This window comes from Methylocapsa acidiphila B2, from assembly GCF_000427445.1.
GTDB classification, from domain to species: domain Bacteria; phylum Pseudomonadota; class Alphaproteobacteria; order Rhizobiales; family Beijerinckiaceae; genus Methylocapsa; species Methylocapsa acidiphila.
Genome location: NZ_KE386496.1, coordinates 806571 through 831021, shown reverse-complemented (window position 1 = coordinate 831021; position 24451 = coordinate 806571). Strand labels below are relative to the sequence as shown.

Annotated in this window: 21 protein-coding genes and 1 tRNA gene; 12 read left to right on the top strand and 10 right to left on the bottom strand. The window is 63.2% G+C overall.

Translation table 11 applies throughout. The annotated features are described in order from the left end of the window. Nucleotides 1-60: 60 nt before the first annotated feature. A complete protein-coding gene (gene efp, locus METAC_RS0105450) occupies nucleotides 61-630 on the bottom strand; it encodes an elongation factor P (protein WP_026606240.1) in 570 nt (189 codons plus the stop codon). Between the two features lie 146 nt (nucleotides 631-776). Here efp and epmA point away from each other — a divergent pair, with 146 nt between their 5' ends. From epmA to METAC_RS22470, 3 genes are read left to right on the top strand one after another with little or no spacing between them, the layout of a single operon-like run. Continuing rightward, entirely contained in the window at nucleotides 777-1841 is a 1065-nt protein-coding gene (epmA, locus tag METAC_RS0105440; protein ID WP_026606239.1) for an EF-P lysine aminoacylase EpmA, read from the top strand. Beyond that, the gene (locus tag METAC_RS22475) at nucleotides 1838-2950 is read left to right on the top strand and encodes a lysine-2,3-aminomutase-like protein (protein ID WP_051335402.1); all 1113 of its coding nucleotides are present in this window, start codon (nucleotides 1838-1840) and stop codon (nucleotides 2948-2950) included. The genes epmA and METAC_RS22475 overlap by 4 nt, the downstream gene beginning before the upstream one ends. A gap of 58 nt (nucleotides 2951-3008) precedes the next feature. Continuing rightward, nucleotides 3009-5477 carry a DUF3772 domain-containing protein gene (locus METAC_RS22470; RefSeq protein WP_051335401.1) on the top strand — a complete coding sequence of 823 codons (2469 nt, stop codon included), beginning with the start codon at nucleotides 3009-3011 and terminating at the stop codon, nucleotides 5475-5477. Between the two features lie 11 nt (nucleotides 5478-5488). Here the strand turns inward: METAC_RS22470 and METAC_RS0105425 are convergent, their stop codons facing one another. Beyond that, complete coding sequence (locus METAC_RS0105425) at nucleotides 5489-6187, bottom strand: cupin domain-containing protein (RefSeq protein WP_026606238.1); 699 nt, start codon at nucleotides 6185-6187, stop codon at nucleotides 5489-5491. 223 nt (nucleotides 6188-6410) lie between these two features. On the opposite strand from METAC_RS0105425, the gene METAC_RS0105415 reads away from it, so the two are divergent. Next, nucleotides 6411-6935 (top strand): hypothetical protein, encoded by a 525-nt coding sequence (locus METAC_RS0105415; RefSeq protein ID WP_026606236.1) that lies wholly within the window; start codon nucleotides 6411-6413, stop codon nucleotides 6933-6935. Between the two features lie 113 nt (nucleotides 6936-7048). Here METAC_RS0105415 and METAC_RS0105410 read toward each other — a convergent pair whose 3' ends face one another. After that, the gene (locus METAC_RS0105410) at nucleotides 7049-7615 is read right to left on the bottom strand and encodes a nitroreductase family protein (protein ID WP_026606235.1); all 567 of its coding nucleotides are present in this window, start codon (nucleotides 7613-7615) and stop codon (nucleotides 7049-7051) included. 295 nt (nucleotides 7616-7910) lie between these two features. Between METAC_RS0105410 and METAC_RS0105405 the strand changes: the two genes are divergently transcribed. Both METAC_RS0105405 and METAC_RS0105400 read left to right on the top strand, forming a co-directional pair. Next, nucleotides 7911-10379, top strand: coding sequence for a glycosyltransferase family protein (locus METAC_RS0105405; protein ID WP_026606234.1), 2469 nt, complete (start codon nucleotides 7911-7913; stop codon nucleotides 10377-10379). 3 nt (nucleotides 10380-10382) lie between these two features. Continuing rightward, complete coding sequence (locus tag METAC_RS0105400) at nucleotides 10383-11375, top strand: hypothetical protein (RefSeq protein WP_051335400.1); 993 nt, start codon at nucleotides 10383-10385, stop codon at nucleotides 11373-11375. 11 nt (nucleotides 11376-11386) lie between these two features. On the opposite strand, the gene METAC_RS0105395 is transcribed toward METAC_RS0105400, so the two are convergent. Together METAC_RS0105395 and METAC_RS0105390 are read right to left on the bottom strand one after the other, a co-directional pair. Next, entirely contained in the window at nucleotides 11387-12175 is a 789-nt protein-coding gene (locus tag METAC_RS0105395; protein ID WP_051335399.1) for an enoyl-CoA hydratase-related protein, read from the bottom strand. Next, entirely contained in the window at nucleotides 12172-13965 is a 1794-nt protein-coding gene (locus tag METAC_RS0105390; RefSeq protein ID WP_026606231.1) for an acyl-CoA dehydrogenase family protein, read from the bottom strand. The genes METAC_RS0105395 and METAC_RS0105390 overlap by 4 nt, the downstream gene beginning before the upstream one ends. A 141-nt stretch (nucleotides 13966-14106) precedes the next feature. Between METAC_RS0105390 and METAC_RS22465 the strand changes: the two genes are divergently transcribed. Then, nucleotides 14107-15084, top strand: a complete 978-nt coding sequence (locus METAC_RS22465; protein WP_036256019.1) for an L-threonylcarbamoyladenylate synthase — start codon at nucleotides 14107-14109, stop codon at nucleotides 15082-15084. 20 nt (nucleotides 15085-15104) lie between these two features. Here METAC_RS22465 and METAC_RS0105380 read toward each other — a convergent pair whose 3' ends face one another. Next, the gene (locus tag METAC_RS0105380) at nucleotides 15105-16784 is read right to left on the bottom strand and encodes an electron transfer flavoprotein-ubiquinone oxidoreductase (protein ID WP_026606230.1); all 1680 of its coding nucleotides are present in this window, start codon (nucleotides 16782-16784) and stop codon (nucleotides 15105-15107) included. A gap of 202 nt (nucleotides 16785-16986) precedes the next feature. On the opposite strand from METAC_RS0105380, the gene METAC_RS22460 reads away from it, so the two are divergent. Then, on the top strand, nucleotides 16987-17820 hold the full coding sequence (locus tag METAC_RS22460; RefSeq protein ID WP_051335784.1) for a uracil-DNA glycosylase: 834 nt from the start codon (nucleotides 16987-16989) through the stop codon (nucleotides 17818-17820). Nucleotides 17821-17978: 158 nt separating this feature from the next. After that, nucleotides 17979-18875, top strand: coding sequence for a KPN_02809 family neutral zinc metallopeptidase (ypfJ, locus tag METAC_RS0105370; RefSeq protein ID WP_026606229.1), 897 nt, complete (start codon nucleotides 17979-17981; stop codon nucleotides 18873-18875). Between the two features lie 32 nt (nucleotides 18876-18907). On the opposite strand, the gene METAC_RS22455 is transcribed toward ypfJ, so the two are convergent. From METAC_RS22455 to METAC_RS0105350, 4 genes are read right to left on the bottom strand one after another with little or no spacing between them, the layout of a single operon-like run. Further along, nucleotides 18908-19441 (bottom strand): hypothetical protein, encoded by a 534-nt coding sequence (locus METAC_RS22455; RefSeq protein ID WP_051335398.1) that lies wholly within the window; start codon nucleotides 19439-19441, stop codon nucleotides 18908-18910. A 43-nt stretch (nucleotides 19442-19484) separates the two neighbouring features. Then, on the bottom strand, nucleotides 19485-19949 hold the full coding sequence (locus METAC_RS0105360; protein WP_026606228.1) for an SRPBCC family protein: 465 nt from the start codon (nucleotides 19947-19949) through the stop codon (nucleotides 19485-19487). A gap of 21 nt (nucleotides 19950-19970) precedes the next feature. After that, a complete protein-coding gene (locus METAC_RS0105355; RefSeq protein WP_026606227.1) occupies nucleotides 19971-20297 on the bottom strand; it encodes a YbjQ family protein in 327 nt (108 codons plus the stop codon). A 46-nt stretch (nucleotides 20298-20343) separates the two neighbouring features. Continuing rightward, nucleotides 20344-20646 (bottom strand): DUF6156 family protein, encoded by a 303-nt coding sequence (locus tag METAC_RS0105350; protein ID WP_026606226.1) that lies wholly within the window; start codon nucleotides 20644-20646, stop codon nucleotides 20344-20346. A gap of 292 nt (nucleotides 20647-20938) precedes the next feature. On the opposite strand from METAC_RS0105350, the gene METAC_RS22450 reads away from it, so the two are divergent. The 3 genes from METAC_RS22450 to METAC_RS0105320 all read left to right on the top strand — a co-directional run bounded on the left by METAC_RS22450 (nucleotide 20939) and on the right by METAC_RS0105320 (nucleotide 24448). Continuing rightward, the gene (locus tag METAC_RS22450; protein WP_051335397.1) at nucleotides 20939-22354 is read left to right on the top strand and encodes a DUF2252 domain-containing protein; all 1416 of its coding nucleotides are present in this window, start codon (nucleotides 20939-20941) and stop codon (nucleotides 22352-22354) included. A 314-nt stretch (nucleotides 22355-22668) separates the two neighbouring features. Continuing rightward, the gene (locus METAC_RS0105330; RefSeq protein WP_026606223.1) at nucleotides 22669-24189 is read left to right on the top strand and encodes a Do family serine endopeptidase; all 1521 of its coding nucleotides are present in this window, start codon (nucleotides 22669-22671) and stop codon (nucleotides 24187-24189) included. A 182-nt stretch (nucleotides 24190-24371) separates the two neighbouring features. Next, a tRNA-Pro gene (locus METAC_RS0105320) sits at nucleotides 24372-24448 on the top strand. The last annotated feature ends 3 nt before the right edge of the window (nucleotides 24449-24451 follow it).

The window sequence follows — 24451 nt, the reverse complement described above, 5'->3', positions numbered from 1 at the left end:
AAGACTTTTCCGTCCCCTACCCCGTTTTTCTACGCCGCTAGGCATATTTCTCCGAAGTTCTTAATCCTTCGCGCGTTCCACGTAAGAGCCGTCCTCGGTTTGGACGACGACGCGGACGCCGGCGGCGATATGCGGGGGCACCATGACTCGAGCGCCATTCGAAAGCTTCGCCGGCTTATAGGAGGACGAGGCGGTCTGCCCTTTCATCGCCGGCTCGGTCTCGAGGATCTCGAGCGTGACGCGCGGCGGCAGCTGGATCGCGACGGCGACCCCGTTGAAGATCGAGAGGACGCATGTCATGCCTTCCTGCAGCCATTGCGCCTGATCGCCGATCACGTCCGGCGGAACAATGACCTGATCATAGGTCTCAGCGTTCATAAACGTATAGCCGTCGGAATCCTGATAGAGATAATTGAAATTCGAATCCTCGACATAGGCGCGCTCGACCTGCTCGGTCGTCTTATAGCGGTCCGTCGTCTTCACGCCATCCGAGAGGCGTCGCATGTCGATTTGCGTCGTCGGCGTGCCCTTGCCCGGATGAAAGCTTTCCGCGGTCAGGACCACATAGAGCTGGCCGTCTTCCCGCTCTATGATATTGCCCTTGCGAATCGAACTGGCGATGACTTTCACTGGCTTTCCTTTATACGATGCTGATCCCGCAGAGCCGTCCGCCCGAGATGGCTCGCGCCGATGAGCTGGCGGGAGCGAGAGGCGCACGCAATGGCGCGGCCCTTCGCTAACCGCCTTCCGGGTTCTTTTTCAAGCGAAATAGCGCAATGATAGAGGCCGCAGCCAAACCGTCGCCCTGGTGGCGGCCGCATATTCACCGCGACCGACGGCCGTTTCTCGCCGCGCGCGCGAAAATAGCGACGGCGGCGCGCGCCTTCTTCGCCTCCGACTCTTTTATCGAGTTCGACCCTGCCATTCTCCAGGTCTCGCCCGGAAACGAAGCCCATATCAGCGCTTTCTCGACCGAGATCATCGATCCTACGGGCCAGGGATCACGACTTTATCTCCATAGTTCGCCGGAGTTCGCGGCGAAGAAGCTGCTCGCCGCGGGCGAAAAGCGGATCTTCGCCTTCGGCCATGTCTTCCGGAACCGCGAGAGGGGAAGGCTCCACCACCCGGAATTCACCATGCTCGAATGGTATCGGGCCGACGAGCCCTACCAGAGACTCATTGAGGATTGCGCCGGGCTTCTCGCCGCAACCGCCAGGGCGGCGGGCGCGCAGGACTTGAGCTATGCGGGGCATTTCGCCAATCCTTTCGCCGAACCCGAGATCTTGAGCGTCGTCGAGGCGTTCGACCGTCACGCCGGGATCGATCTCCTGTCGTTGCTTCAAGGCCTCGAGCCGGATCGCGAGGCTTTCGCCGCCCACGCCCGCGCGCGCGGGATCAGAATTGTCGAAGACGACAGCTGGTCGGATATTTTCAGCAAAGTGCTCAGCGAGAAGATCGAGCGCAATCTCGGCCATGGACGGGCGACGATCCTCATCGATTATCCCGCGAGCGAGGCGGCGCTCGCCAAATTGGGGCTGGATCGACGCTTCGCCGAGCGTTTTGAGCTTTATGCCTGCGGCGTCGAACTCGCCAACGGGTTCGGCGAATTGACCGATCCAATTGAGCAGCGTCGGCGCTTCGAGGCGGAAATGGCGGAGCGGCAACGAATTTATGGCGAGTCCTACCCGCTCGACGAAGATTTTCTCGCGGCTCTCTCGGAAATGCCGGAGGCGTGCGGGATCGCGCTCGGCTTCGACCGGCTCGTCATGCTCGCCACGGGCGCGACGCATATTGAGCAAGTGATCTGGACGCCCGTGGCCGAAAGCCCGACCGCGCCATGAAAAATCACGGTCCGGCGCTGCGCGGCGCCGGCGATCTCGTCGCGGCCGGCCTAGCGGCGGAATCCGAGCGGGACGCCCTGGAGCGCGTGAGTCGCAGCTACGCCATCGGCCTGACCGAGACGGTCGCGGGACTGATCGACCGCGCCGATCCCCATGATCCGATCGCGCGCCAATTCCTGCCGGACCTGGCTGAACTCAAGGTCTCGCCCCATGAGAGAGTGGACCCAGTCGGCGATGACGCGTTCAGCCCGGTCGACGGAATCGTCCATCGCTATCCCGACCGCGTGCTTTTGAAATTCCTGCATCATTGCCCGGTCTATTGCCGCTTCTGCTTTCGCCGTGAGACCGTGGGACCCGGCGCCCCGGCATTTCTGTCGCCCGCCGCGCTCGACGCCGCCTTCGCCTATGTCGCCGATCATCCAGAGATCTGGGAGGCGATCCTCACCGGAGGCGATCCGCTGATGCTGTCGCCCCGTCGGCTCGACGACATCATGATGCGGCTTTCGACGATCGACCACGTGAAGATCGTTCGCCTTCATACGCGCGTCCCCGCGGTCGATCCGGACGCCGTCACGGATCAACTTGCCGCGAGCTTGCGGGCGAGCGGCAAGACCGTCTATCTCGCCTTGCACGCGAACCATCCCCGCGAATTGTCCCCCCGCGCTCGCGCCGCCTGCGCCCGCCTCATCGACGCCGGGATTCCAATGCTAAGCCAGACCGTGCTTCTCGCTGGAGTGAACGACGACGCGGAGACTCTCGCGGCCTTGATGCGCGGTTTCGTCGAGGCGCGGATCAAGCCCTATTATCTGCACCAGCTCGACCTCGCGCCGGGCACCGCGCATTTTCGCGTGCCGATCGCCAGAGGCCAGGAGTTGATCCGGCAATTGCGCGGCCGGCTCTCTGGCTTATGTCAACCGACCTATATGCTGGATCTGCCGGGCGGCCTCGGCAAGACGCCGATCGGACCGAATTACTTGACGGAGAGCGCGCGCGAAGGCTTCTTCCGCATCGAGGATTATCGCGGCGCGACGCATCTCTATCCGCCGCAGGACCCAGCGCCCGATTTGCGCGCTGACGCGCGAATCGCTAGCCAAAGGCGCAAGAGCTGAAACGGCTCGCGTTAACGCCGAGGCTTTCGCCGCCTCAGTCAGGTTCAAAGGGAACGAATTGCTGAAATCTCTAGTCCGGGCGATTTATTTCGTCGCCCTTTGCGCGATCGGGACAGCTTTCGCCCAAGGGCCCGGGCCGTCCCCCTCGCCATCCGGGCAACAGCCGACCGTCGCGCCGATGCGCATGATGACCGGCGCCGATCTCGACAAGATCAATGCGACGCTGAAGCAGATCGAGTCGAGCCTCGATCGCCGCAATCTCACCGATCCAGATCTTCAAGCTTTGCGTCAGCAGATCGGCCCGATAGCCGACCAGCTCAATGCGGCGATCGAGCAGATCGCCCCCAAGCTCGCCGAAATCAAAACGAGATTGGACCAGCTTGGACCCGCGCCGGACGAAAAGGCGCCGCCGGAAAGCCAGGCCGTGACAGCGGAGCGCGCCGCCCAGCAAAAGAGCTTCAACGACGCCGACGAGCTTTCCAAGCGGGCGAAGCTGCTCAGCGTGAGGACCGATCAGATCCGCGCGGCCATCGCGGCGCGCCAGCGCGCCTTGTTCGCCAGTTCGCTATTCGAGCGGGCGCCAAGCCTCACCGATTCCGTGCTCTGGGTCGATGTCTGGAGCGAGGCGCCGTCGAATTTCGCCGCCGCGCAGACGCTCTTCGTCGAATGGTTCAAGTCCATCAACGCAAAATTCGACGGCTGGCGCAATTGGGGTTTCTGGGGCGGGCTCGCCGCCATCGCATCCTTTTACGCCTTGCTGGTCTGGCTCGCCCGGCGCGTGCTTTCGCGTCGGGCCGAGGTCCTCGCGCCGAGCCGCCTGCTCAAGGCCCTCGGCGCCTGGTGGATCGCGCTCGCGATCGCTCTTCCGCCGATCGCCCTGACCTATGTTCTAGGCGTCGTCCTTGACGCATTCGGCCTCGCCGGCGATCCGCTGCGGCCATTTCTGCAGGCCACCGGGCTGAGCGTGGTCCGAATTGCCCTTGCAGCGGGAATTACGATCGGCCTTTTCGCGCCGTCAAGGCCACATTGGCGATTGCCCCAACTCGACGATCCCGCGAGCCGGCGCCTTGTCCAAGTCGCAATCTTCGTGGCCTGCATCGTCTCTTCGACCCGCCTCGTCGAAGCGATGAACGACATTCTCAATGTCTCCCTGCAATTTTCGGTCGCGACCCGAGGGATCGGCTCGATTGTCGCGGCGGCCGCGCTCGGCGCCGGCCTTTGGGGCCTCAGCTCGAGCGACGATCGTTCCGAGGCGCGCGCCGCAAGTCAGATCCACTGGTTCAGCCTCTTGCGCGTTCTCGCGTGGCTCGCCGGCGTCGTCGACATCGCCGCGGTCCTGTTCGGCTATCCGACTTTCGCGAGCTTCCTTCTCGACCAGGCGCTTTGGATCGGCGCCGTCGCCGCGCTGCTAAACATGTCCGCCGTCCTCATCGACGAAGCGTGCGCCGCCGGCTTCAAGCCCACGACTTTTTTCGGGCGCTGGCTCATGGCGAGCTTGGGCGTTAGACGCGAGTCGCTCCCTCTCCTCGGCGTCCTTTTGTCGGGCGCAGCGAGGCTCGCGCTTCTTTGCATAGCCGCGATACTCGTGCTCCAACCTTTGGGACCGAGATCCGCCGACGCGCCCTTCGATCTTCGCGCGGCATTTTTCGGCTTCAGCGTCGGCGACGTCACCATTTCTCCGGCCAATGTCGTCGTCGCCATCGCCATTTTTGGCTTCGCCTATGGCGCGGCCCACACCCTTTTGCGTTGGCTCGATCAAAGCCTTCTGCCGCAAACCCGTCTCGATCCCGCGCTCGCCAATTCAATCAAGACCAGCCTCGGCTATTTCGGCTTCATCACGGCGGCGGCGCTCTCCTTCGGCTATCTCGGGCTCAGCGTCGAGAAGCTCGCGCTTGTCGCCGGCGCCCTGTCGGTCGGCATCGGCTTCGGCCTGCAATCGATCGTCAATAATTTTGTCTCCGGCCTCATCCTCCTTTGGGAGCGCGCGGTGAGCGTCGGCGATTGGATCATCGTCGGCGCCGATCAAGGCTATGTCCGCCGCATCAATGTCCGCTCCACCGAAATTGAGACCTTCGACCGATCCCAGGTCATCATCCCCAATTCGAGCCTGGTCAGCGGCGTGGTGAAGAATCTGATCCGCGGCGACCGCACGAGCCGCCTGGTGATTCCCTTGACCGTCGCCGCGACGGCCGATCCGGAGCGCGTTCGCGAGGTCTTGGTCGCGATTGCGAAGGCGCATGATCTCGTCCTCAAGATCCCGGCGCCGCAAATCCTTTTCACCCGCATGTCCGGCAGCGCGCTCGATTTCGAGCTGGCTCTTTTCATCAATGACGTCGAGATGCTGTCCCGCGCGCGCAGCGATCTTCATTTCGAGATTTTCAAGCAATTCAAGGCGGAGGGCTTCTTCAACCCGGCGGCGGCGCCGGCGACGAAGATCGAGATCGCCGGCTTCGAAGCGGGGTTCAAAGCGCCGATCCCTGTCGATGCGCGAGCCAATTCAGAACGTCGCGCCGACGGCTCCGCCTGAGCCTTCGCAGCTTAGCTCGCGGCGGCCTCGGCAAAGCCAGGAAGCCGCGACAGATCCGGCGGCAGGTGGCCGGTTTTCGTAAGCAGGATGCAGCCCTCTTGCGAAGAGAAAACGGTTTCGCGGCCGCCCGGATCGCGAATCCAGGCTCCTTTTGAATATTCGCCATCCGCGTCGCTTAAGGCGCCCTCGATGACGAGAATTTCCTCTCCGCGTGGATCGAGTCGCCGCGCGACGACGAGGCCGGGCGCCAGTCGCATCAAAGAAGTGGAAACGCCGGCGAAAGCATGGAGCGACATGGTCGCGAGGCCCGGCGTCTGCGTCTGTTTCCAAGCGGCCGAAGCCGTATCGACGACGACGCGAGCCTGATCTTCGGACGCGAATTGCCAGAGCTTCACGAAGATCGTGCAGCCGTCTGTCGCAAAGGGCGCGTGGGAGGAGCCGATGGGATCCCTCACATAGGCTCCAGCCGGATAGCGCCCATATTCATCCTCGAACAGACCGTCCAGCACAAAAAACTCCTCGCCGCCGCCATGTTCATGAAACGGGAAAAACGCGCCGGGACTGAAGCGCACCAGGCTGGTCGCGCGGGCGATTTCGCCGCCAATGCGGTCGAGCATCAACCGATCGACGCCGGGCTGGGGCGAGGGGACCCAATCGGTCTCGCCGGGGCGAACGACGACGCGTTGGGAAAAATCGGCGCGGATTTTCATTCGGCGGCCTCCTTGGCGAACCCGTCCTTATATCCCTCGAACCGCGATCGCGACGAAGCCGTTCTCGCGGAGGCGCCGGTTCGGCGAAGACTCTCGCTATCGAAGCGCCTGCCCCAAAGGAAATTGCGCTTCGCCTACGTCAACCTCAAATCGCGCTTAATATTTGTTTAAGTGTTTTGAGAAAGAGTTTCCAAACACTCACCCGTACGTTTGGAAACGCGCCATGTATTTCAGTCTTGGGCAGGCCGCCAAGGAGGCGGGAGTCGCCAAATCCACCATCTCGAAGGCTCTGTCTTCTGGCAAATTATCGTACACGGAAAAAGGAACCGCCGGATACAAGATCGATCCGGCCGAGCTTTTCCGCGTGTTCCCGAAAACCTCCAAGCCCGAACCCGATGAACTCTCGCTGGACGATTGGAAACCGAGCAAGGGCCAGATGGAAACCTCGCCCTATTCGGCGGCTTTCGAGATTCAGCTCGCTGGATTGAAGCATCTCCTCGCGGAAAAGGATCGGCGGATCTCCGATCTCGAGCAAGACCGGGCGCAATTGCGCGAGGATCGCGGCCGCATGTCGCAAAATTGGCAGGAAGAACGCCTGCGGCTTTTGAAATTGATCGAGGATCAGACCAGCGCCGTGAAGCTCCTGACCGACCAACGCGCCAAAAGCGAAATCGAGGTGGAAGCGCAAAAGACATTCTGGCGGCGCCTCTTCGGTTCGAAAAGATCGAAGCTCGACAAGGCGGCGTGACCCATCGAGCGAAGCGTGATCGAGCCCCCGCGCGTTGCGTTAGAGCGCGTTCCGATTGGACGGCATCGTCCAATCGACAAGAACCCGCTCGAGATCAAACGTTGGAGCATGCTCTAGGAGAACCAGGTCACGATCTGAGCCAAGTCCGGGCGCGGGCGATCCTCGCGTCCGACCGGGGCCCGGCCGATGTGAATATATCCGGCTATCTTTTCAGTCTCGGCGAGCCCGAAGCGCGCGAGAACCGCCCGATCATAGGAATGCCATTCGGACAGCCAGACCGAGGCGAAGCCGAGCGCATTGGCCGCCACAATCAGGTTCATGCAGACCGCGCCGGCCGAGAGGACCTGCTCCCATTCGGGAATTTTGGGATGCGGCGCCGCGCGGGACACGACTCCGACAACCAATGGGGCTAGCGAGAAGCGCTTGCGCTCAATCTCCAATTTGGCGGCGTCCGCGTCAGGATGCGCCGTCGCATAATGCTGGGCGACGATCGCACCGGCCCGGTCGCGCGCCTCCCCAGCAAAGACAATGAACCGCCAAGGCGCGAGCTTGCCGTGGTCAGGAACGCGCGAGGCGATCTTCAACATCAAATCAATGTCTTCGGCGCTCGGGCCGGGTTCGGATAGGCTCGCCGCCGGCGCTGAGCGGCGGGAGGTGAGGAGTGCGATCACGTCATTCATGGCGGGTTCATGCTTTCCGATCTAAATCATTGGAGTTCCGCGATAAACTCCACATCGCGAGAAAAGCCGGCGGTGTCTTCGTAACTTTTGGCGAGGCCCGACTACAAATCCTATCTAATCCATAGAGAGTTAGGTCTTGCATAAAGCTCTTCGGCCAAGCAAACTCCTTTCCAAGCGTTAGCTCTACGGTGGTCGTCGATGTCTCTAGCCTCCGCATGATTTTGCCTTGAATTTTGGCATATTGAGCGCGCCTCTCCGTTTGCGCCCGCTTCGTTTGCGTCATTTGGAACCCGCCATGTCGCTCTTGGACACCGTCGCCTATCCCTCCGCGTCTCGCGTCGGCCGCGGGGGCAAGGCCCCGCCCATCGGCGGGGTGGTTGAGCGCGCCCGCTCGCAGGCTTGGAGCCCCAAGGCGACCTCAGGCGCGGCGATCGGCTTGGGCCTCTTTTTCGCTCTCGCCCTCGCCTGCTGGCTCCTCAGCGGAACCGTGGTGCCCTGGGATTCCAAAAATCACTTTTATCCCATGTTCCGCTTTCTCGGCGACGCCTTCCAGCGCGGCGAGATTCCGCTTTGGAACCCTTATCATTTCGCAGGCCATCCATCGATCGCCGACCCACAATCCTTGATTTTCACCCCTAGCATGGCGCTTTTCGCGCTGATCGCGCCTAGCGCCTCGATGCAAATGTTCGACGCGATCATTCTGGCGCATCTGGCCTTCGGCGGATTTTCCGTCCTCGGCATTTGCCGGCGTTGGCGCTGGCACGCCGCTGGCGCGGCGCTCGCGGCCGCCATTTTCATGCTCGGCGGCGCCGCATCCTCGCGGCTGCAGCATACCGGGATGATCATTTCCTATTCCTTTTTCCCGGCGGCGTTTTGGTGCCTCGAGATCGCGCTCGAGCGGCGCTCGTATCTTTTCGCCGCTTTGTTTGGACTTTTCGCCGCGCTCATGGCGCTCGGCCGCGACCAGGTCGCTTTTCTGCTTTGCGCCGTTCTGGTCGGGCGGCTGGTTTTCCTGGCGATTTATTCGGGAGAAGCCCTCGCCTATGTGCGGGCGCGCCTCGGCGTCCTCTCCCTCGCCTGCGCCGTCATTGGCGCAATCATGGCCATTCCGACGCTGCTCACTCTGCAATTTCTCGCCAATTCCAATCGGCCTGGCATTTCCTTCGGGGTCGCAGCCGCCGGATCTCTCGCGCCGGTCAATTTCATCACTTTGCTCGTGCCGAACTTCTTCGGCTCACTGGACCAACTCTATGACTATTGGGGCCCCGAATATACGACCATGACCCGGCCCGATTGGACGGACCGGGCCGTGGATTACCTTTTTATCGGCACCTTGCCGGCGCTTCTCGTCATTTGGCACGGCATTGGGGCCGGCAGACTGTTCTTGCGCCCGATCCGCTTCTTCGCCATCGTGCTCGCGGCGGCGACGCTCTACGCGCTCGGCCGCTATACGCCTTTTTTTGCGCTGGCCTTCGACTGGATCCCCGGCGTGTCGCTCTATCGACGGCCCGCCGACGCGACTTTCATCGTCAATATCTCGCTCGCCTTCGGCGCTGGATTTCTTCTGCACCGCTACGTCCAGGACGGTCTGCCGCGCCTTTTCCCTTTCGTCCCGAGATGGCTCGCTTGGACGCTGGCGGCGGCCAGCGCGCTCGCCGCGGCCGTCGTGATCGGCGACGGCCTCGCGTTTTCCATGCGCGAAGGCCGCCTGTCGGCCTCGCTCGGGCAATTGGGCCTCGCCTGCGCTTTGGGCGCGGTCGGGGTCGCCCTCTTGTTCTGGCTACGCGACCGCCGCCAGCGCGCGCTCGCGGCGACCTTTTTCGTTATCCTGAGCGGAGGCGAAATTCTATGGCGCAACGGCGCCTCCGCCCTCAACGCGGAGCCGATCGAGCGCTATAGCGTCTATAGCAGCCGCATGAAGCCCGCCGAAGCCGCCGGCGTCGAGGTTCTCCGCAAGGAACTTGCCGCCAAGGCCCGCGAAGGCGACCAGCCGCGCGTCGAGATCCTAGGCCTCAGCGGTCCTTGGCAGAACGCGTCAATGGTCCTCAAATTCGAGAACACGATCGGCTATAATCCTTTGCGCATCGAGGGCTATGAGCGCGCGGTGGGGCCCGGCGACAATGCCGGCGATCCGAACCTGCGCCATTTTCCCGGCACGTTCCGGGGCTATAAATGCCATCTCGCGGAACTTCTCGGACTCGAATATCTCGTCCTCGACCGACCGTTGGTCCGCCTGCCGCGCCATGTGCCGCGCCCCAAGGCGACCCAGATCTACGCGAGCGATTCAATCTATATTTACAAGCTCGGCAAGGCCGCGCCGCGGGCCTATTTCGCCTCCAGGATCAAGCCCGTCGACGGCGATCAGATTCTCGACGACCTCACCCTGCCCGATTTCGACAGGTCGAACGAAGCCTTGATCGACCAGGCGAGCCTAGGCGCGCTCAGCGCCAAGCCGAATGACGGCCAGCTCAATCTCGACTCTCAGGCCAAAGCCAAGGTCTCGATCGTCAATTACGCAGACAATGCCGTCGAGATCGACGTGGACTCTGACCGGCCAGGCGTGGTCGTCCTCCATGATCTTTTCTATCCGGGCTGGGAGGCGCGCGTCGACGGCGTTCAAAGGCCGGTGCTCCGAGCCAATGTCCTCTTTCGCGGAGTTGAGACGCCGGCCGGTCGGCATCGGATCGAATTTTCCTTCCACCCGCTCTCCATGGCGAATTTGACTGCGGCGGTCTCCAGCGTGCTGCACCGGAACGGAGAATAAAAATTGGCGAAACGGAGTTTTCCGCGCGCGTCAACGCCTCTTGCGCTTTGCTCGGCGCCCGTAGGTCGCGCCGCCTTTCGTCTCGCACTGTCTTTCGTCGTCCCATTCGCGCTCGGCCTTGCCGCCACGCAGGCCGCGCCGGCGGAAAATCACAATCTTCCCGCGCCTTCGCCTGGACCGAGCAGCCTGGAGCCGGACCCGGACGCCGCTCCCTTATCGATCCTACATCTCTCCGCGACGCTCGGCGCCTCCGACGCCCAGTCCCTTCACGCCGGTCTGCAATGGCGGATTTTCGACGAAGCGGCGGAGATCGACGGCTCGCATAAGCTCGTCGCCCAATCCTCCGAAGCGGCGCCTGCCTTCTCGCTCCACAATGGCAATTTCATCGTCCACGCCGCATTCGGCCTCGCCGGCGCGACAAAACGCGTCGCCATCGAAGGCAAGGGCGTAAGCGAGAGGCTCGTGCTCAACGCGGGGGCCTTGCGGATCGTTGGGCAACTCGGCGACGCGCCGATGCCTGCCACGAGATCGTCAATCGCAATCTATGTGCCCGAACGCGATAATTCCGAAGCGAAGCTCGTCGTCGCCAACGCCAAGACTGGCGACACGATCGGCCTTCCTGAAGGCAATTACCATGTCGTGTCCACCCTGCTCGACGCGGCGACCAATGGCGCCGCCGCCCCGACAAATTCCGTCGTCAGCGCAGATCTTCGGGTGCAGACAGGCAAATTGACGGACGCGACCTTGCGTCATCGCGCCGCCATTATGACCTTGAAGCTCGTCAGCGGGCCCGGCGGCGAGGCGCTCGCCAATACGGCTTTCACGATCCTGACGCCCGGCGGCGACGTGATCCGTGAAATGATCGGGGCCTTTCCCTCGCTGATCCTGGCCGAAGGCGAATATGTCGCAATCGCCCGGCACGACAACAAGACCTATCAAACAACATTCAAGGTCACATCCACCCTCGACCGCGACGTCGAGATCCTGGCGCAGTAATGCGCTGCTGATCAGAAAGACGACTTCATCAGGAAAGCGGAGAAGGCCGCGCGCGCCTCCTCGCTTTGCAGCGCAATCGCGAAAAGTTGCGCCTCTTCCTCGATGCGGGCGAGAATTTCGTCGCGATTGCCGCGAATAAGGCGACGAGCCGCCGCGAGCGCAGCCCGAGGCTTGGCGGCGAGGCGGGCGGCCTGCTCCGTTGCGAAAGCCTTGATCTTCCCCGCCGCGACGACCTCATTGGCGAGGCCGAGCCGCACCGCCTCATCCGCCCCGAGAGGCGCGCCGAGAAGCAAAATCTCGCTCGCCTTGGCCAAGCCGATCCGGCGCGGCAGGAGCAGCGACGAGGCGGCCTCGGGCACGAGGCCGAGATCCACGAAAGGCATGCGAAACACCGCCCCGGGCGAGACATAGACGAGATCGCAATGCAGGATCATCGTCGCGCCGATTCCAACCGCAATCCCCTCCACCGCCGCGACCAAGGGCTTCTCGAATCCGGCGAGCGCCTTGATGAAGACGAAGGCCGGAAAATTCTCCAAATCCGCGCCCGCGTCGAGAAAATCTCCGATGTCATTGCCGGCGCAGAAGGCCGCGCCGGAGCCGCTGAAGACCACGGCGCCTATGGAGCCGTCGCCCTCCGCCTCGGCCAGCGCCTGCGTCGCGGCGCAATACATTGCGCTGGTCAGCGCGTTCTTTTTCTCGGGCCTGTCGAAAATCACGTGTAGGACGCGGCCCTCGCGTTCGATCTTGATATTCTGGCTGCGGCCCGGCGCAGAGCCGCTCGCGTTGGAGCCAACGGTCATGACGCGAGAGCATCTGCAGCGGCGTTGACCGACGCCGCGCCATGAACCACCGAGAATTCGAGCCCGCCGGCGCCGCTCGCGATATTTTCGGCGAAGAAACGCGCGGTCGCGATCCGCCCCGCCAAGGCTGGATCTGTCTCGCCGGCGCTCGAGAGCCTCCGCGCCGCGAGCGCCCCTCGCGCCAAGGCGCAGCCGCCAAGCGCATAGGCGAAGAGCCGCAAATAGGGCGTCGCGCCCGCGAGGGCGTCTTCGGGCCGCGCGCGCAGAGTTTTCTGCATGAAGGCTGTCGCCCGATCCACGGCGCCGACGGCCTCGCGCAGGCGCGCAGCCATAGCGCCAAAATCTTCGACTTGGATTTTCTCCAATTCATCGACCGTCGCCCGCATCAGCGCGATTTCTTCGGCGACCGCCGCGCCTTCTGCCAGTCCGAGCTTGCGGTGAACAAGGTCGATCGCCTGAATGCCATTGGTTCCTTCGTAAATGGAGGCGATTCGCGCGTCGCGGAGGAATTGTGCGGCGCCGGTCTCCTCGATATAGCCCATGCCGCCATGAACCTGGATTCCAAGCGAAGCGACCTCGCTCCCTATGTCGGTCGAGAACGCCTTGGCGACCGGCGTCAACAAGGAGGCGCGATCGGCGGCGGCCCTTCGAGCCGCGGCGTCCTCGGCGCGTTGCGATCGGTCGATCGCGGAGGCCGTCATGAAGCAGATCGCGCGCGCCGCCGCGATCAGCGCCTTCATGGTCATGAGCATGCGGCGCACGTCGGGATGATGGATGATCACGCTCATCCCCTCGCCGGTCGCGCCGATCGCCCGGCCCTGGCGGCGCTCCTTCGCATAGGCCAGAGCCTGCTGGAACGCGGCCTCGGCGATCGCGACGCCCTGCACGCCGACATTGAGCCGCGCGCTGTTCATCATGGTGAACATGCAGGCGAGGCCCTTGTTCTCCTCGCCGACGAGATAGCCGATCGCGCCCTCACGCTCGCCATAGGCCATGACGCAGGTCGGCGATCCGTGAATGCCGAGCTTATGCTCGAGGGACACGCATTTCAGATCGTTGAGGGTCCCGATGGCGCCATCGGGGCCGACGAGAAATTTCGGGACCAGAAACAGCGAGATCCCACGCGTTCCCGCCGGCGCGTCGGCAAGCCTCGCCAGCACGAAATGAATGATATTGCCGGCGAGGTCATGCTCGCCATAGGTGATGAAGATCTTGGAGCCGAAAATCCTGTAGCTGCCATCGTCCCGCCGCTCGGCGCGGGTCCTAAGCGCGCCGAGATCGGAGCCGGCCTGCGGCTCGGTGAGATTCATCGTGCCGGTCCATTCCCCCGAGACGAGCTTGGCCAGATAGAGGCGCTTCAGCTCATCGTCGGCATGCGAATGCACCGCCTCGATCGCGCCGAGCGTCAGCAAGGGGCAAAGGGCGAAGGCCATATTGGCCGAATTCCAGATTTCGATGCAGGCCGTATTGAGGAGCGCCGGCAAAGCCATCCCGCCATAATCCGCCGGCGCCGTGATGGCGTTCCAACCGCCGGCGATCCATTGCTTATAGGCGGCCGGCCAGCCGGGCGTCGTGCGCACCTCGCCCAGCTCCAATCTGGCCGGATCCTTGTCGCCTGCGCGGTTCAAGGGCGCGAGAATATTTTCGGCGAATTTTCCGGCCTCGCGCAGGGTGGCTTCAAGGAAGCCGTCGTCGAGATCCGCGTAAAGGCCATCCGCCATGCCCTCGCCAAGTCCGGCTTCATGGGTCATGGAAAAGATAATATCGGAAACGGGCGCGCGATAGCTCATCGATCGATCTCCGCCTTTGCCAGCGCGGCCAACGTGTCGATTGACGCCAAGCTCATCCGCGCGCAGCAGATATGTACGGCGCGAGGCGGCGATTATGAAGGCGCCCAGGTTCAAACGTCATCAGGGATGATCGCTCATCATATGAAAATCAATCCGGCGGATGCGCCCCGCCCTTTGGCGGATGAAGGCGCCATAGAGGAAGCGGCGCATATCCTGCGCGAAGGCGGCCTCGTCGCCTTTCCGACCGAGACCGTCTATGGCCTCGGCGCCGACGCGACCTCGGACGCGGCCGTCGCGCGCATATTCGCGGCGAAAGGCCGGCCGAGCTTCAATCCGCTGATCGCCCATGTCGAAGGTCTCGCCGCCGCGCAGGAGCTGGGCGTCTTCTCCGAGGAGGCTGGGCGGCTCGCCGAGGCCTTCTGGCCGGGACCCCTGACCCTCGTGCTGCCGCTGGCGCCGGGCGCGAGCGTTTCGGCCTTGGCCCGCGCCGGCCTCGACAGCGTCGCGCTACGGGCGCCCGCGCATCCCGTCGCGCGCGCGCTCATCGCCGCGGTCGGACGACCGCTCGCCGCGCCATCGGCGAATCGCTCGGGGCGAGTCAGCCCGGTCTCGGCCGCCCATGTGGCGCAAGATCTCGCGCGCCGAGTCGATTTCATTCTCGATGGCGGGCCCTCCCCCATCGGCGTCGAATCAACCATCGTTTCTTGTCTCGATGGAGGCCCCCGCCTGCTGCGGCCCGGCGGGATCGCAACGGAGGCAATTGAGGCCGCGCTCGGCCTTTCCCTCGCCGAGGCGGCGCCGGGCAAGATCGTGGCGCCTGGCGCGCTCGCCTCCCATTATGCGCCACGCGCAAAACTTCGGCTCGATGCGATCGACCTCGACGCCTATGAGGCCGGCCTCGATTTCGGGGGGCGCTTTCGGATCGGACCCATGATTCGCGATTTGTCGCCGGGGGGCGATCTCCAGGAGGCGGCGGCCAATCTCTTCGCTTTTCTCCGCGAGCTCGACGCGCTCGGCGCCTCCCGCATCGCGGTCGCGCCCATCCCGCATCACGGATTGGGCGAGGCGATCAACGACCGGCTGGCGCGCGCCGCCGCGCCTCGTCCCAAGCAGACGTAAGCCGCAGGCCCGACTGGTTGCTACATATTCGGATAGTTCGGCCCGCCGCCGCCTTCGGGCGGAACCCAGTCGATATTTTGCGCCGGATCCTTTATGTCGCAAGTTTTGCAATGCACGCAATTCTGCGCGTTGATGACGAAGCGCGGATCGGTCTTGGTGGCGTCATCGCCATAGACAACTTCATAGACGGCGGCCGGGCAATAGAGCCGGGCAGGCTCGCCATATTCCGGCAGGTTCTTCTCGATCGGGATCGAGGGGTCCTTCAAATGAAGATGGACCGGCTGATCTTCCTCATGATTGGTGTTCGAGATGAACACAGATGAGAGCCGGTCGAAGGTCAGCTTGCCGTCGGGCTTTGGATATTCGATCGGCTTCACTTTCCACAGCGGCTTGAGGCTGGCGTAATCCGGCCCGCCATGCCGCAAGGTTCCAAAGAGCGAGTGGCCAATTGTTTCATTGGCCCACATGTCGAGGCCGCCGAGGGCTATTCCAACATAGGTCCCGAGCTTGGACCAGAGCGGCTTCACGTTGCGGACCTTGTAGAGATCGCGGCCGATCTCCGAGCTGCGCCAGGACTCTTCATAAGAACTCAGCTCGTCGCGGGCGCGGCCGGCCTTTAGAGCGGCGACGATATGCTCGGCGGCGAGCATTCCTGAAAATATGGCGTTATGCGATCCCTTGATGCGCGGCACGTTGACGAGGCCCGCCGCGCAGCCGATCAGCGCCCCGCCGGGAAAGGCGAGCTTCGGCACGGATTGCCAGCCGCCCTCGGTGATCGCTCGCGCGCCATAGGAAAGGCGCGTACCGCCCTCCAAGGTCGGGGCGACCATCAAATGGGTCTTGAAGCGCTGAAATTCATCAAAGGGCGAGAGGGTCGGATTTTCGTAGTTCAGATGGACCACGAAGCCGACGGCGACGAGTCTGTCCTCGAAATGATAGAGAAAAGAGCCGCCGCCTGTCCCGCTGTCGAGCGGCCAGCCGAAAGTGTGCTGAACGAGGCCCGGATGATGCTTGGCCGGAGCGACGCGCCAAAGCTCCTTCAGGCCAATGCCATATTTCTGCGGCTCGCGATCCTTGCTGAGATCATATCGCGCGATGAGTTCCTTGGCCAAGGAGCCCCGCGCGCCCTCGGCGATCAGCGTATATTTGGCCCGAAGCTCGATGCCGCGGGAGAAGCTTTTCTTGCGACGGCCGTCGCGCGCGATTCCCATGTCCCCGGTCGCGACGCCGATGACCTCGCCGGCATTGCCGTAGAGGACCTCGGCGCCGGCGAAGCCCGGAAAAATATCGACGCCAAGCGCCTCGGCCCGCGCGCCGAGATAGCGGGCGACATTGCCGAGCGAGCCAATGAAGGCGCCTTGATTGCTCATGAGCTTCGGAAGAGCGAAATTCGGCAGCCGCACGGCGCCGGCGTGGCCGAGGAAATAGAAGTTGTCGTCCGTCACCTGCGTCGTCAGCGGCCGCGCCTTATCCTTGCGCCAGTCGGGCAAGAGCAGATCCAGCGCGCGCGGATCGATCACCGCGCCTGACAGGATATGGGCGCCAATTTCGGAGCCCTTTTCGATGACGGCGACGGAAAGATCTGGGGCGATCTGCTTCAGACAGATCGCGGCGGAAAGGCCCGCCGGACCTCCGCCGACGATGACGACGTCGAAATCCATGGTTTCGCGCGGCGGAAGTTTTGAGCCTTCGTTTGCCATGATCGTTTCTCGATTCTTGAACGCGCTCGTCGGGTCCCGTCGGCATGGCCACGCCTGTGCGACGGACCTTTAGGGCTATACGATATAAGTTCCTGCTTCAATTGCCGCGCCGAACCTCGCGAGCGGCATTGGATTTCGTCGAACGGGCGCAAACTTGGCCGCGGATTTGGATTTGATCGCGCTTCTGCGCTGGTATTCCGCCATGGGCGTTGACATGGCGGTCGACGACGCGCCGCATGATCGGCTCGCCGAATGCGCCGCCGCGCTCTCGCCGCCGCTGGGAGAGGCACCAGCCCCGGCCGCTGCGCCTCCGAAGCCAGAGGCGGCCGCCTCGCCTCCGCGCCAGTCGCCCCGTGAACGACGCGAACCGCCCGCAGCGCTCCCTGCCGATCGTCTCGAGCAGACGGCGCGGGAGAGCGCCGCATCGGCGCAAACTCTCGACGAATTGCGCGAGGCGCTTTTGAAATTCGAAGGCTGCGGCCTCAAAGCGACGGCGACGCAGCTCGTCTTCGGCGATGGAAATCCGCAGGCTGAGATCATGTTCGTCGGCGAGGCCCCCGGCGCCGACGAGGATCGCCAGGGCGTTCCCTTCGTTGGGCGCGCGGGGCAATTGCTCGACAAGATGCTGGCGGCCATAGGACTCGACCGAAGCAAGGTCTATATCGCCAATGTGGTGCCCTGGCGGCCGCCGGGAAACCGCACGCCGACGCCGCTCGAGACTTCGGTCTGCCTGCCCTTCACGCGAAGGCAGATCGAGCTCGTCCATCCGAAGATCCTGGTCTGCCTCGGCGCGGCTTCGGCCCAAACTCTGCTCGGGAACAAGGACGGGATCATGCGCATGCGCGGCCGCTGGCTCGACTATTTGAGCGGGGCGGAGCGCATCAAGGCGCTCGCGATGCTGCATCCCGCCTATCTTCTACGCCAGCCGGCGCAGAAGAAGCTGGCGTGGCAGGACCTGCGCCTGCTTGCGAAGGAGATCGCGCGACTGCAGCCGCCGTCGCAACACGCCGCAGGACCAGCAAAAGCGGTCGAATGACGGCCGGCGCCGGGAAGAGATCGTTTGAAAATACGGCCCAAATTGGCGTAAAGCTCCCTTGACGCCCGGTCAGCCGGCGCGCGCCCTCGGCGCGCATGAGACCAGGCCACGGTCACTGCTTCTCGTGAGGCTCAAACATAAAGAGCCGGGAGCCCGCCATGAGATGGGAAGATTACCGCCGCTCCGACAATATCGAGGATCGCCGCGATGACGGCTACGGAGGCTCCAGCGGCCCGAGCTTCGGCGGCGGTGGCGGGGGCCTAGGCATTGGAGCAATTGTCGTTCTGGGCCTTATCGGCTGGGCGCTCGGGGTCGATCCGCGCCTGCTGATCGGCGGCGCCGAGCTTGTGAACGGCATGCGCCATGGCGCGCAAACCACGCAGCAAGCGCCGCAGCGGCAGGCCGGGTCCCCATCCGATCAAATGGGGCAGTTCGTCGCCGCGGTCCTCGCCGAGAACGAGGACATCTGGTCCGAGATTCTCCCGGCGCAAAAGGGCGTCCGCTACGTCAATCCCACCTTGGTCATGTACAAGGGCGGAACGAGATCCGGCTGCGGCGGCGCTCAGGCGGCTATGGGGCCGTTCTATTGCCCGAACGATCAAAAGATCTATCTCGACACCTCCTTCTTCCAGGAGATGAAGCAGCGTCTCGGCGGCGGCGGCGATTTCGCCTATGCCTACGTCATCTCGCATGAGATCGGCCATCACGTGCAGAACCTTCTCGGCATCTTGCCGAAGGTCCAGGCGGCGCAGGCCCGCGCCTCGAGCAAGGCCCAGGCGAATGCGCTCTCGGTTCGCGTCGAGCTGATGGCGGATTGCCTCGCCGGCGTCTGGGCCGCCAACGCCAATCGCAAATATCAGATCCTGGAGCCCGGGGACGTGGAGAAAGCCGTCGCGACCGCGCAGGCGATCGGCGACGACCAGCTGCAAAAAGCCTCGCGCGGCTATGTCGTGCCGGATTCCTTCACCCATGGCTCGTCCGCGCAGCGCCAGCAATGGCTCAACGCGGGGCTGAAATCGGGCGAAGTCGATTCCTGCAACACTTTCGCTCAATAAGAGAGCTTGAGGAAAGCTTGCGGCTCTGACAATCAGGTCCGCCGCGCCCGTGCGCGGAAAGCAGCGGCGGGGCCGATCGCGCGGGCAAGACCAGGAAATCCCGTCGCCGGCGCGCGGAGATAAAGCTCACGCGGCGCGATCAGGCCTGCGAGCGGCGCGCGATCGGGAAAGAGACGCTCGAAAAGCGTTTCCGGGACGGCGTGAAGGCGCGCCGCGCGATGGCCGCTCCCGCGCCGCGCCAAAAAATCGCGCGCTTCCTCGATAAAGCCGGCTTCCGGCGCGCGCCCGGCGCGAAGAAGCAGGATATCCGGACCACGCGCGGCCTCGAGCGCGAGGCGAAGCCATTGCGCCTCTGTCTCCGCTTCGATCAGGCCGCATCCAGCCTCGTCCGCGACAATATCAAGGCCCTGCCCGCGCGGGCCGGCGATCGCGACGTCTCGCAAAAGGCCCTCGACATTGGCTGCGATGAGAGAGGCCAGCGACCGCACCAGGCGCACGACGTAATTGGCGTCCGCCCTCGCGGGGCCAGCGGATTCATCCTGGAGAAAAACGATCGTCGACAGCATTTACGCAGGCCAAATGTTGAGGTCGCTCGGCGCGGCCTGGACCTCAATCCGCCTCGTCGAGCTCCACGACGACTTTCGCAAGGCGGTTCATCACGGCGCTCCAGCCGTTTTCGCTGTTCATGATCGCATAGACGGCGGCGGAATCCTCGGTGAAGCCGCTATGCTCGAGCCGCACATGGGTGCCATTGGGCAAGGGCGACAGCGTCCAGGTCAGCACGGTGTCGATATAATGGCCGAAGCCCGGCAGCTCGTGCGAGCCGCCGCGCCAAGTGTAGCGCAGCCGCCAAAACGGATCGGCGTCGAGAATCTCGCCGCCGGAGACCCCGTCCCAGTCGCCGATCGGCGCGCTGCGGAAGACATATTTATGCCCGACCTCGGCGGCGAAACTATTGGGCATGAACCAGCGCGCGATTAAATCCGGCTCGGTCAGAGCGCGCCAAATGGTCTCGGCCGGCTGCACCAGCATGCCTTCGACCATGATCGATCGTGATTGCGCTTCGTCCGCCACCGGCCTATCCCCGCGAAACCTTCACCCGTTGACGGGCTCAACCCAAACCGCGCTGCCATAGGCGAGCACTTCGGTTATGCCGTCCATAATGTCATTGGCGTCATAGCGCATGCCGACGACGGCGTTGGCTCCCCCTTGGGAGGCGTGCTCGCACATCAGGTCGAAGGCCTCCTGGCGGGCATGCTCGGCGAGCTCGGCATAGGCCGTGATCTGGCCGCCGAAAATCGATTGAATGCCGCCGACGAAATTACCGACGACGCTCCGCGAGCGCACCGTGATCCCGCGGACCAAGCCGAGGTGGCGGACGATCTTGAACCCGGCGACCTCATTGGTGGTGGAGACGATCATCGGCGTGCAACCCCTTCATTCCCAGCGGACTCCGATGCCGCGCCAATCACGCGGTGACCAGGACGCCGCTTTCATCGAAATTCATCTCGGTGACGTCGCCATCCATGCTGATCTCAGCGCGGCGCAGGACGCCAGCTTCATCGTATTCGTAACGATGCCAGATCTCCACTTCGCCATAGACCATTTTGTCGAAGCCGGTGAGCCGCTCCAACGCGTCGAATGTCGCGCGGATATAGGTGTTGCGATGATTGAGATCGGCGATTTCGAGCGGATTGACCAATTTCACGGGCAGCTTGACCCCGGTATAGGACACAAAATACCGCCAGTTTTCAGGATTTTCGTCAGTCATGTCGGGAGCCGAGCCTAGAGAAGATTTATATTGTGGAACGCCGAAAGCGGAACTGCAAACGCCGGACATTACGCTAAGTAGCTAAAGTTTCACAATGGCCTCCAGGATGAAAATCCTCTCGCCCCAACCGACTGGATCGGCCCGGTCGCCAGCGGCGCGCAAGAGCGCTCGGAGCGGATGAGCGGAACCAAATTCCTTTCTGCACGATTGTCGGACAACGCGAATCGCCGCGCCCGCCGCGATCCCTTTGTCGCATGCGTAAAAAGCGCAGCTCGATCCATGGAGGGCCATCATGACAGATGCGGAGACGATCGGTCGTCGTGAAAAAGGGCGGCCGCGCGCGGAGCGCCATGAGGCCGGCAAAGCGCTGCGCCATAAGGTTCCGCGTGAAGCCCATGCCGATTGCCCGCCAGCGTCGGAGCGCGATCCTGTGGCGATACTCGCCGAGACCGATGCGGAGCGCATCCCCGAATTGCTGCCCATCCGCTACAAGCGCATGGCCGCCTCGCCGTTTTACTTCTTCCGTGGGGCCGCTGCGGTGATGGCCCATGATCTGGCGCAGTTCCCGCAACTCGGCGTTGGCGCGAATGTGCAAGCCTGCGGCGACTGCCATTTGATGAATTTCGGCGCCTTCTCCAGCGCCGAAGGACGCGCGCTGTTCGACATCAACGATTTCGACGAGACGTTGCCGGGGGTGGATTTCACCATCGATCTGAAACGGCTCGCGACCAGCGTCGCGGTCGCCGCGCGCGACGCGCATATGCCGGACAAGAAGGCCCGCGCCATCGCTCGAAGCGCCGTGAAGGCCTATCGCGATTTCATGCTCGACCTTGCCGAAAAGACGCCGCTCGAGGTCTGGTACATCAGCATGGAGATTGAAAAAGAGGTCCTGCGCATCGAAGACGCGAAGCTTCGCGAGAGGCTTCTATCGACCTTGGTCAAAGCAAAAAAAGATCTCGCAGCCGACGATAATTTCCCGCATCTCGCGGAGGAAACAGGCGGCGAGGCGCATATCGAGGATCGTCCGCCCCTTATCTATCATTTCACCACCGAGACCGAGAAAGCCCAAAAGATTCACGCGCATTCGGCCTTTTCCGGCTACGGCAACACGCTTTTGCCGGAACGGCGCGCCTTGTTCGAGCGCTATGCGTTGCGCGACCTCGCCATGAAGGTGGTCGGCGTCGGCAGCGTCGGCACCTATTGCGCCGTCGGCCTCTTCATGACCCCGGACGAGGAACCAATGTTTCTCCAGGTCAAGGAGGCGCTTCATTCGGTTCTCGAGAAGATTGCGCCGCCGTCGGACGAACCCCGCCAGCAAGGCCGACGCGTTGTCGAGGGCCAGCGCGCTCTGCAGGCTGCGAGCGATCTCTTCCTCGGCTGGACAAAAGATGTGAAGTCCCATCGGCAGTTCTACGTGCGGAGGCTCAAGAACCGGCGCCTCGGCTCCATCGGCGAGGTCATCGAGGCCAAGGCCTTGGAGGCCTATGCTAATCTTTGCGGCCGCACCTTGGCGCGCGCCCATGCGCGCACCGGCGATCCGGCTCTGATCGCGGGCTATATGGGAAAATCGGACGTTCTCGACGACGCCCTCGCCTCTTTCGCAATGGCCTATGCCGCGCAAACCGATCATGATCACGCCTTGCTCGTCGCGGCGATCGACAAAAGCACCGGCCTACCGAGGGCTCGCTTGAGCGCTGTCGCCGAATAGGCCAGAATATCCGCGCCGAGGGCCCTCTCCGCCCTGCGCGCATTGCGTCGGCCTGCGCCTATGGCTAGAATTTGACGCCTTCGGTGGGGTTTTGCTGCTCGCGAGCCGGCTTTCCGCTGCGTTGGCGACTTGGCGCTTCGACGCATAGACCCGCAGGGTGCGGCGACGTTCCGAATCATTGACCGATATTTGATCGGAATAAGCTTGCGTCGTCTCAAATTGAGCGATTCCGTAACGATCTAGACGTTTCATCCGACCGAGGTCGCCGAATGGCGCCAGAACTAACAATGCGCGATCGCAGGGAGATCATCTTTATGGGTTTGTTCGCGAAATCTCGCCGCGCCGCCATGGCCGGAGCCGTCGCCTGCTGCGCGACGCTCGCCATCGGCGTCGGCGCGCTGCCGATTCTCGCTGGGTCTTCCGCTTTCGCGCGGGGGCCAGACTCCCTCGCCGATCTCGCGGATCAGGTGAGCGACACGGTCGTCAATATCTCCGCGACCCAGACCATCGACGAAAAGCACGCGGGAGCGGCGCCGCAATTGGAGCCCGGCACGCCCTTCGACGATCTATTCGAGGAATTTTTTCGTCGCCGGCAACAACAGGGCGGCGGCGAGGCTCCGAGCCCACGCCAACGCGAGCGGAAGTCGAACTCCCTTGGCTCTGGTTTCGTCATCGATCCGTCCGGCATCGTCATCACCAATAATCACGTCATCGCAGACGCTAACGAGGTGACGGTCATCTTCACCGACGGGCAGAAACTGAAGGCCGAAGTCCTTGGCAAGGACGCCAAAGTCGATGTCGCCGTCCTCAAGGTCAAGCCGGACAAGCCGCTGAAGGCCGCCAAATTCGGCGATAGCGACAAGATGCGGGTCGGCGACTGGGTCGTCGCGGTCGGCAATCCTTTCGGCCTCGGCGGGACGGTGACCTCGGGCATCATCTCGGCGCGCAACCGCAATATAGATTCAGGCCCTTACGATAATTATTTCCAGACGGACGCCGCCATAAACAAAGGCAATTCCGGCGGTCCGCTATTCAACATGGCCGGAGAAGTCATCGGCATCAACACGGCCATTCTTTCTCCGTCCGGCGGATCGATCGGCATCGGCTTCGCCACGCCAGCAGCCACTGTGATGCCCGTCATCGAGCAATTGCAAAAATTCGGAGAGACGCGCCGCGGCTGGCTCGGCGTGCGCATCCAGAATGTCGACGAGACCATCGCTGAAAGCCTCAATCTCGGCGCGGCGCATGGCGCGCTTGTCGCCGGCACCGACGACAAAGGCCCCGCTAAAGCCGCCGGGCTGCAGGCCGGCGACGTGATCGTCAAATTCGACGGCGTCGAGATCAAGGAATCCCGCGATTTGCCGAAGATCGTGGCTTCCGCGCCGGTCGGCAAGGATGTCGAGGTCGTGATCTTGCGTCAGGGCAAGGAGCTCGTGAAGACCATCAAGCTCGGTCGACTTGAGGATAATGAGAAGCCGGTCAAGGCGGCGGTCAAGCGGGGCGAATCGGGTAAAGGGCCGGCCGCCAGCGCCGTCGAAAAGGCGCTCGGGATGGAGTTCTCGGGCCTCTCCGACGAGTTGCGGCAAAAATTCTCGATCAAGAGCAGCATCGGTTCGGGCGTCGTCGTGACGGCCGTCGATCCCGACTCCGGTGCGGCCGAAAAACATATTCAGGTCGGCGACGTCATCCAAGAAATCAATCAAGAGGCGGTTAAGGACGTATCCGACGTCAATAAGAAGCTGCAGACGCTGAAAAGCGGCGGCAAGAAATCGGCTCTGCTGCTCGTCGCCAATGCTCAAGGCGAGGTCCGGTTCGTCGCTTTGGCCCTGCCCTGATGCTCGAGCGCGCGGCGCGGCCGCCAGTGAGACTTCGCGCCGCCGCCTGCCCTTTGCCGAGCGTCAAGGCGCGTGAGCATGGATAAAGCCGCGCTGGACGCCCGAACCGCTTGCGGAGGCGGGAATGCGCCGCTATAAGGCGGCTTACCGGGATGCGGCCGAGCAAGATTTCAGCCGCGCGTCGGAGTGTAGCGCAGCCTGGTAGCGCACCTCGTTCGGGACGAGGGGGTCGGAGGTTCGAATCCTCTCACTCCGACCATTT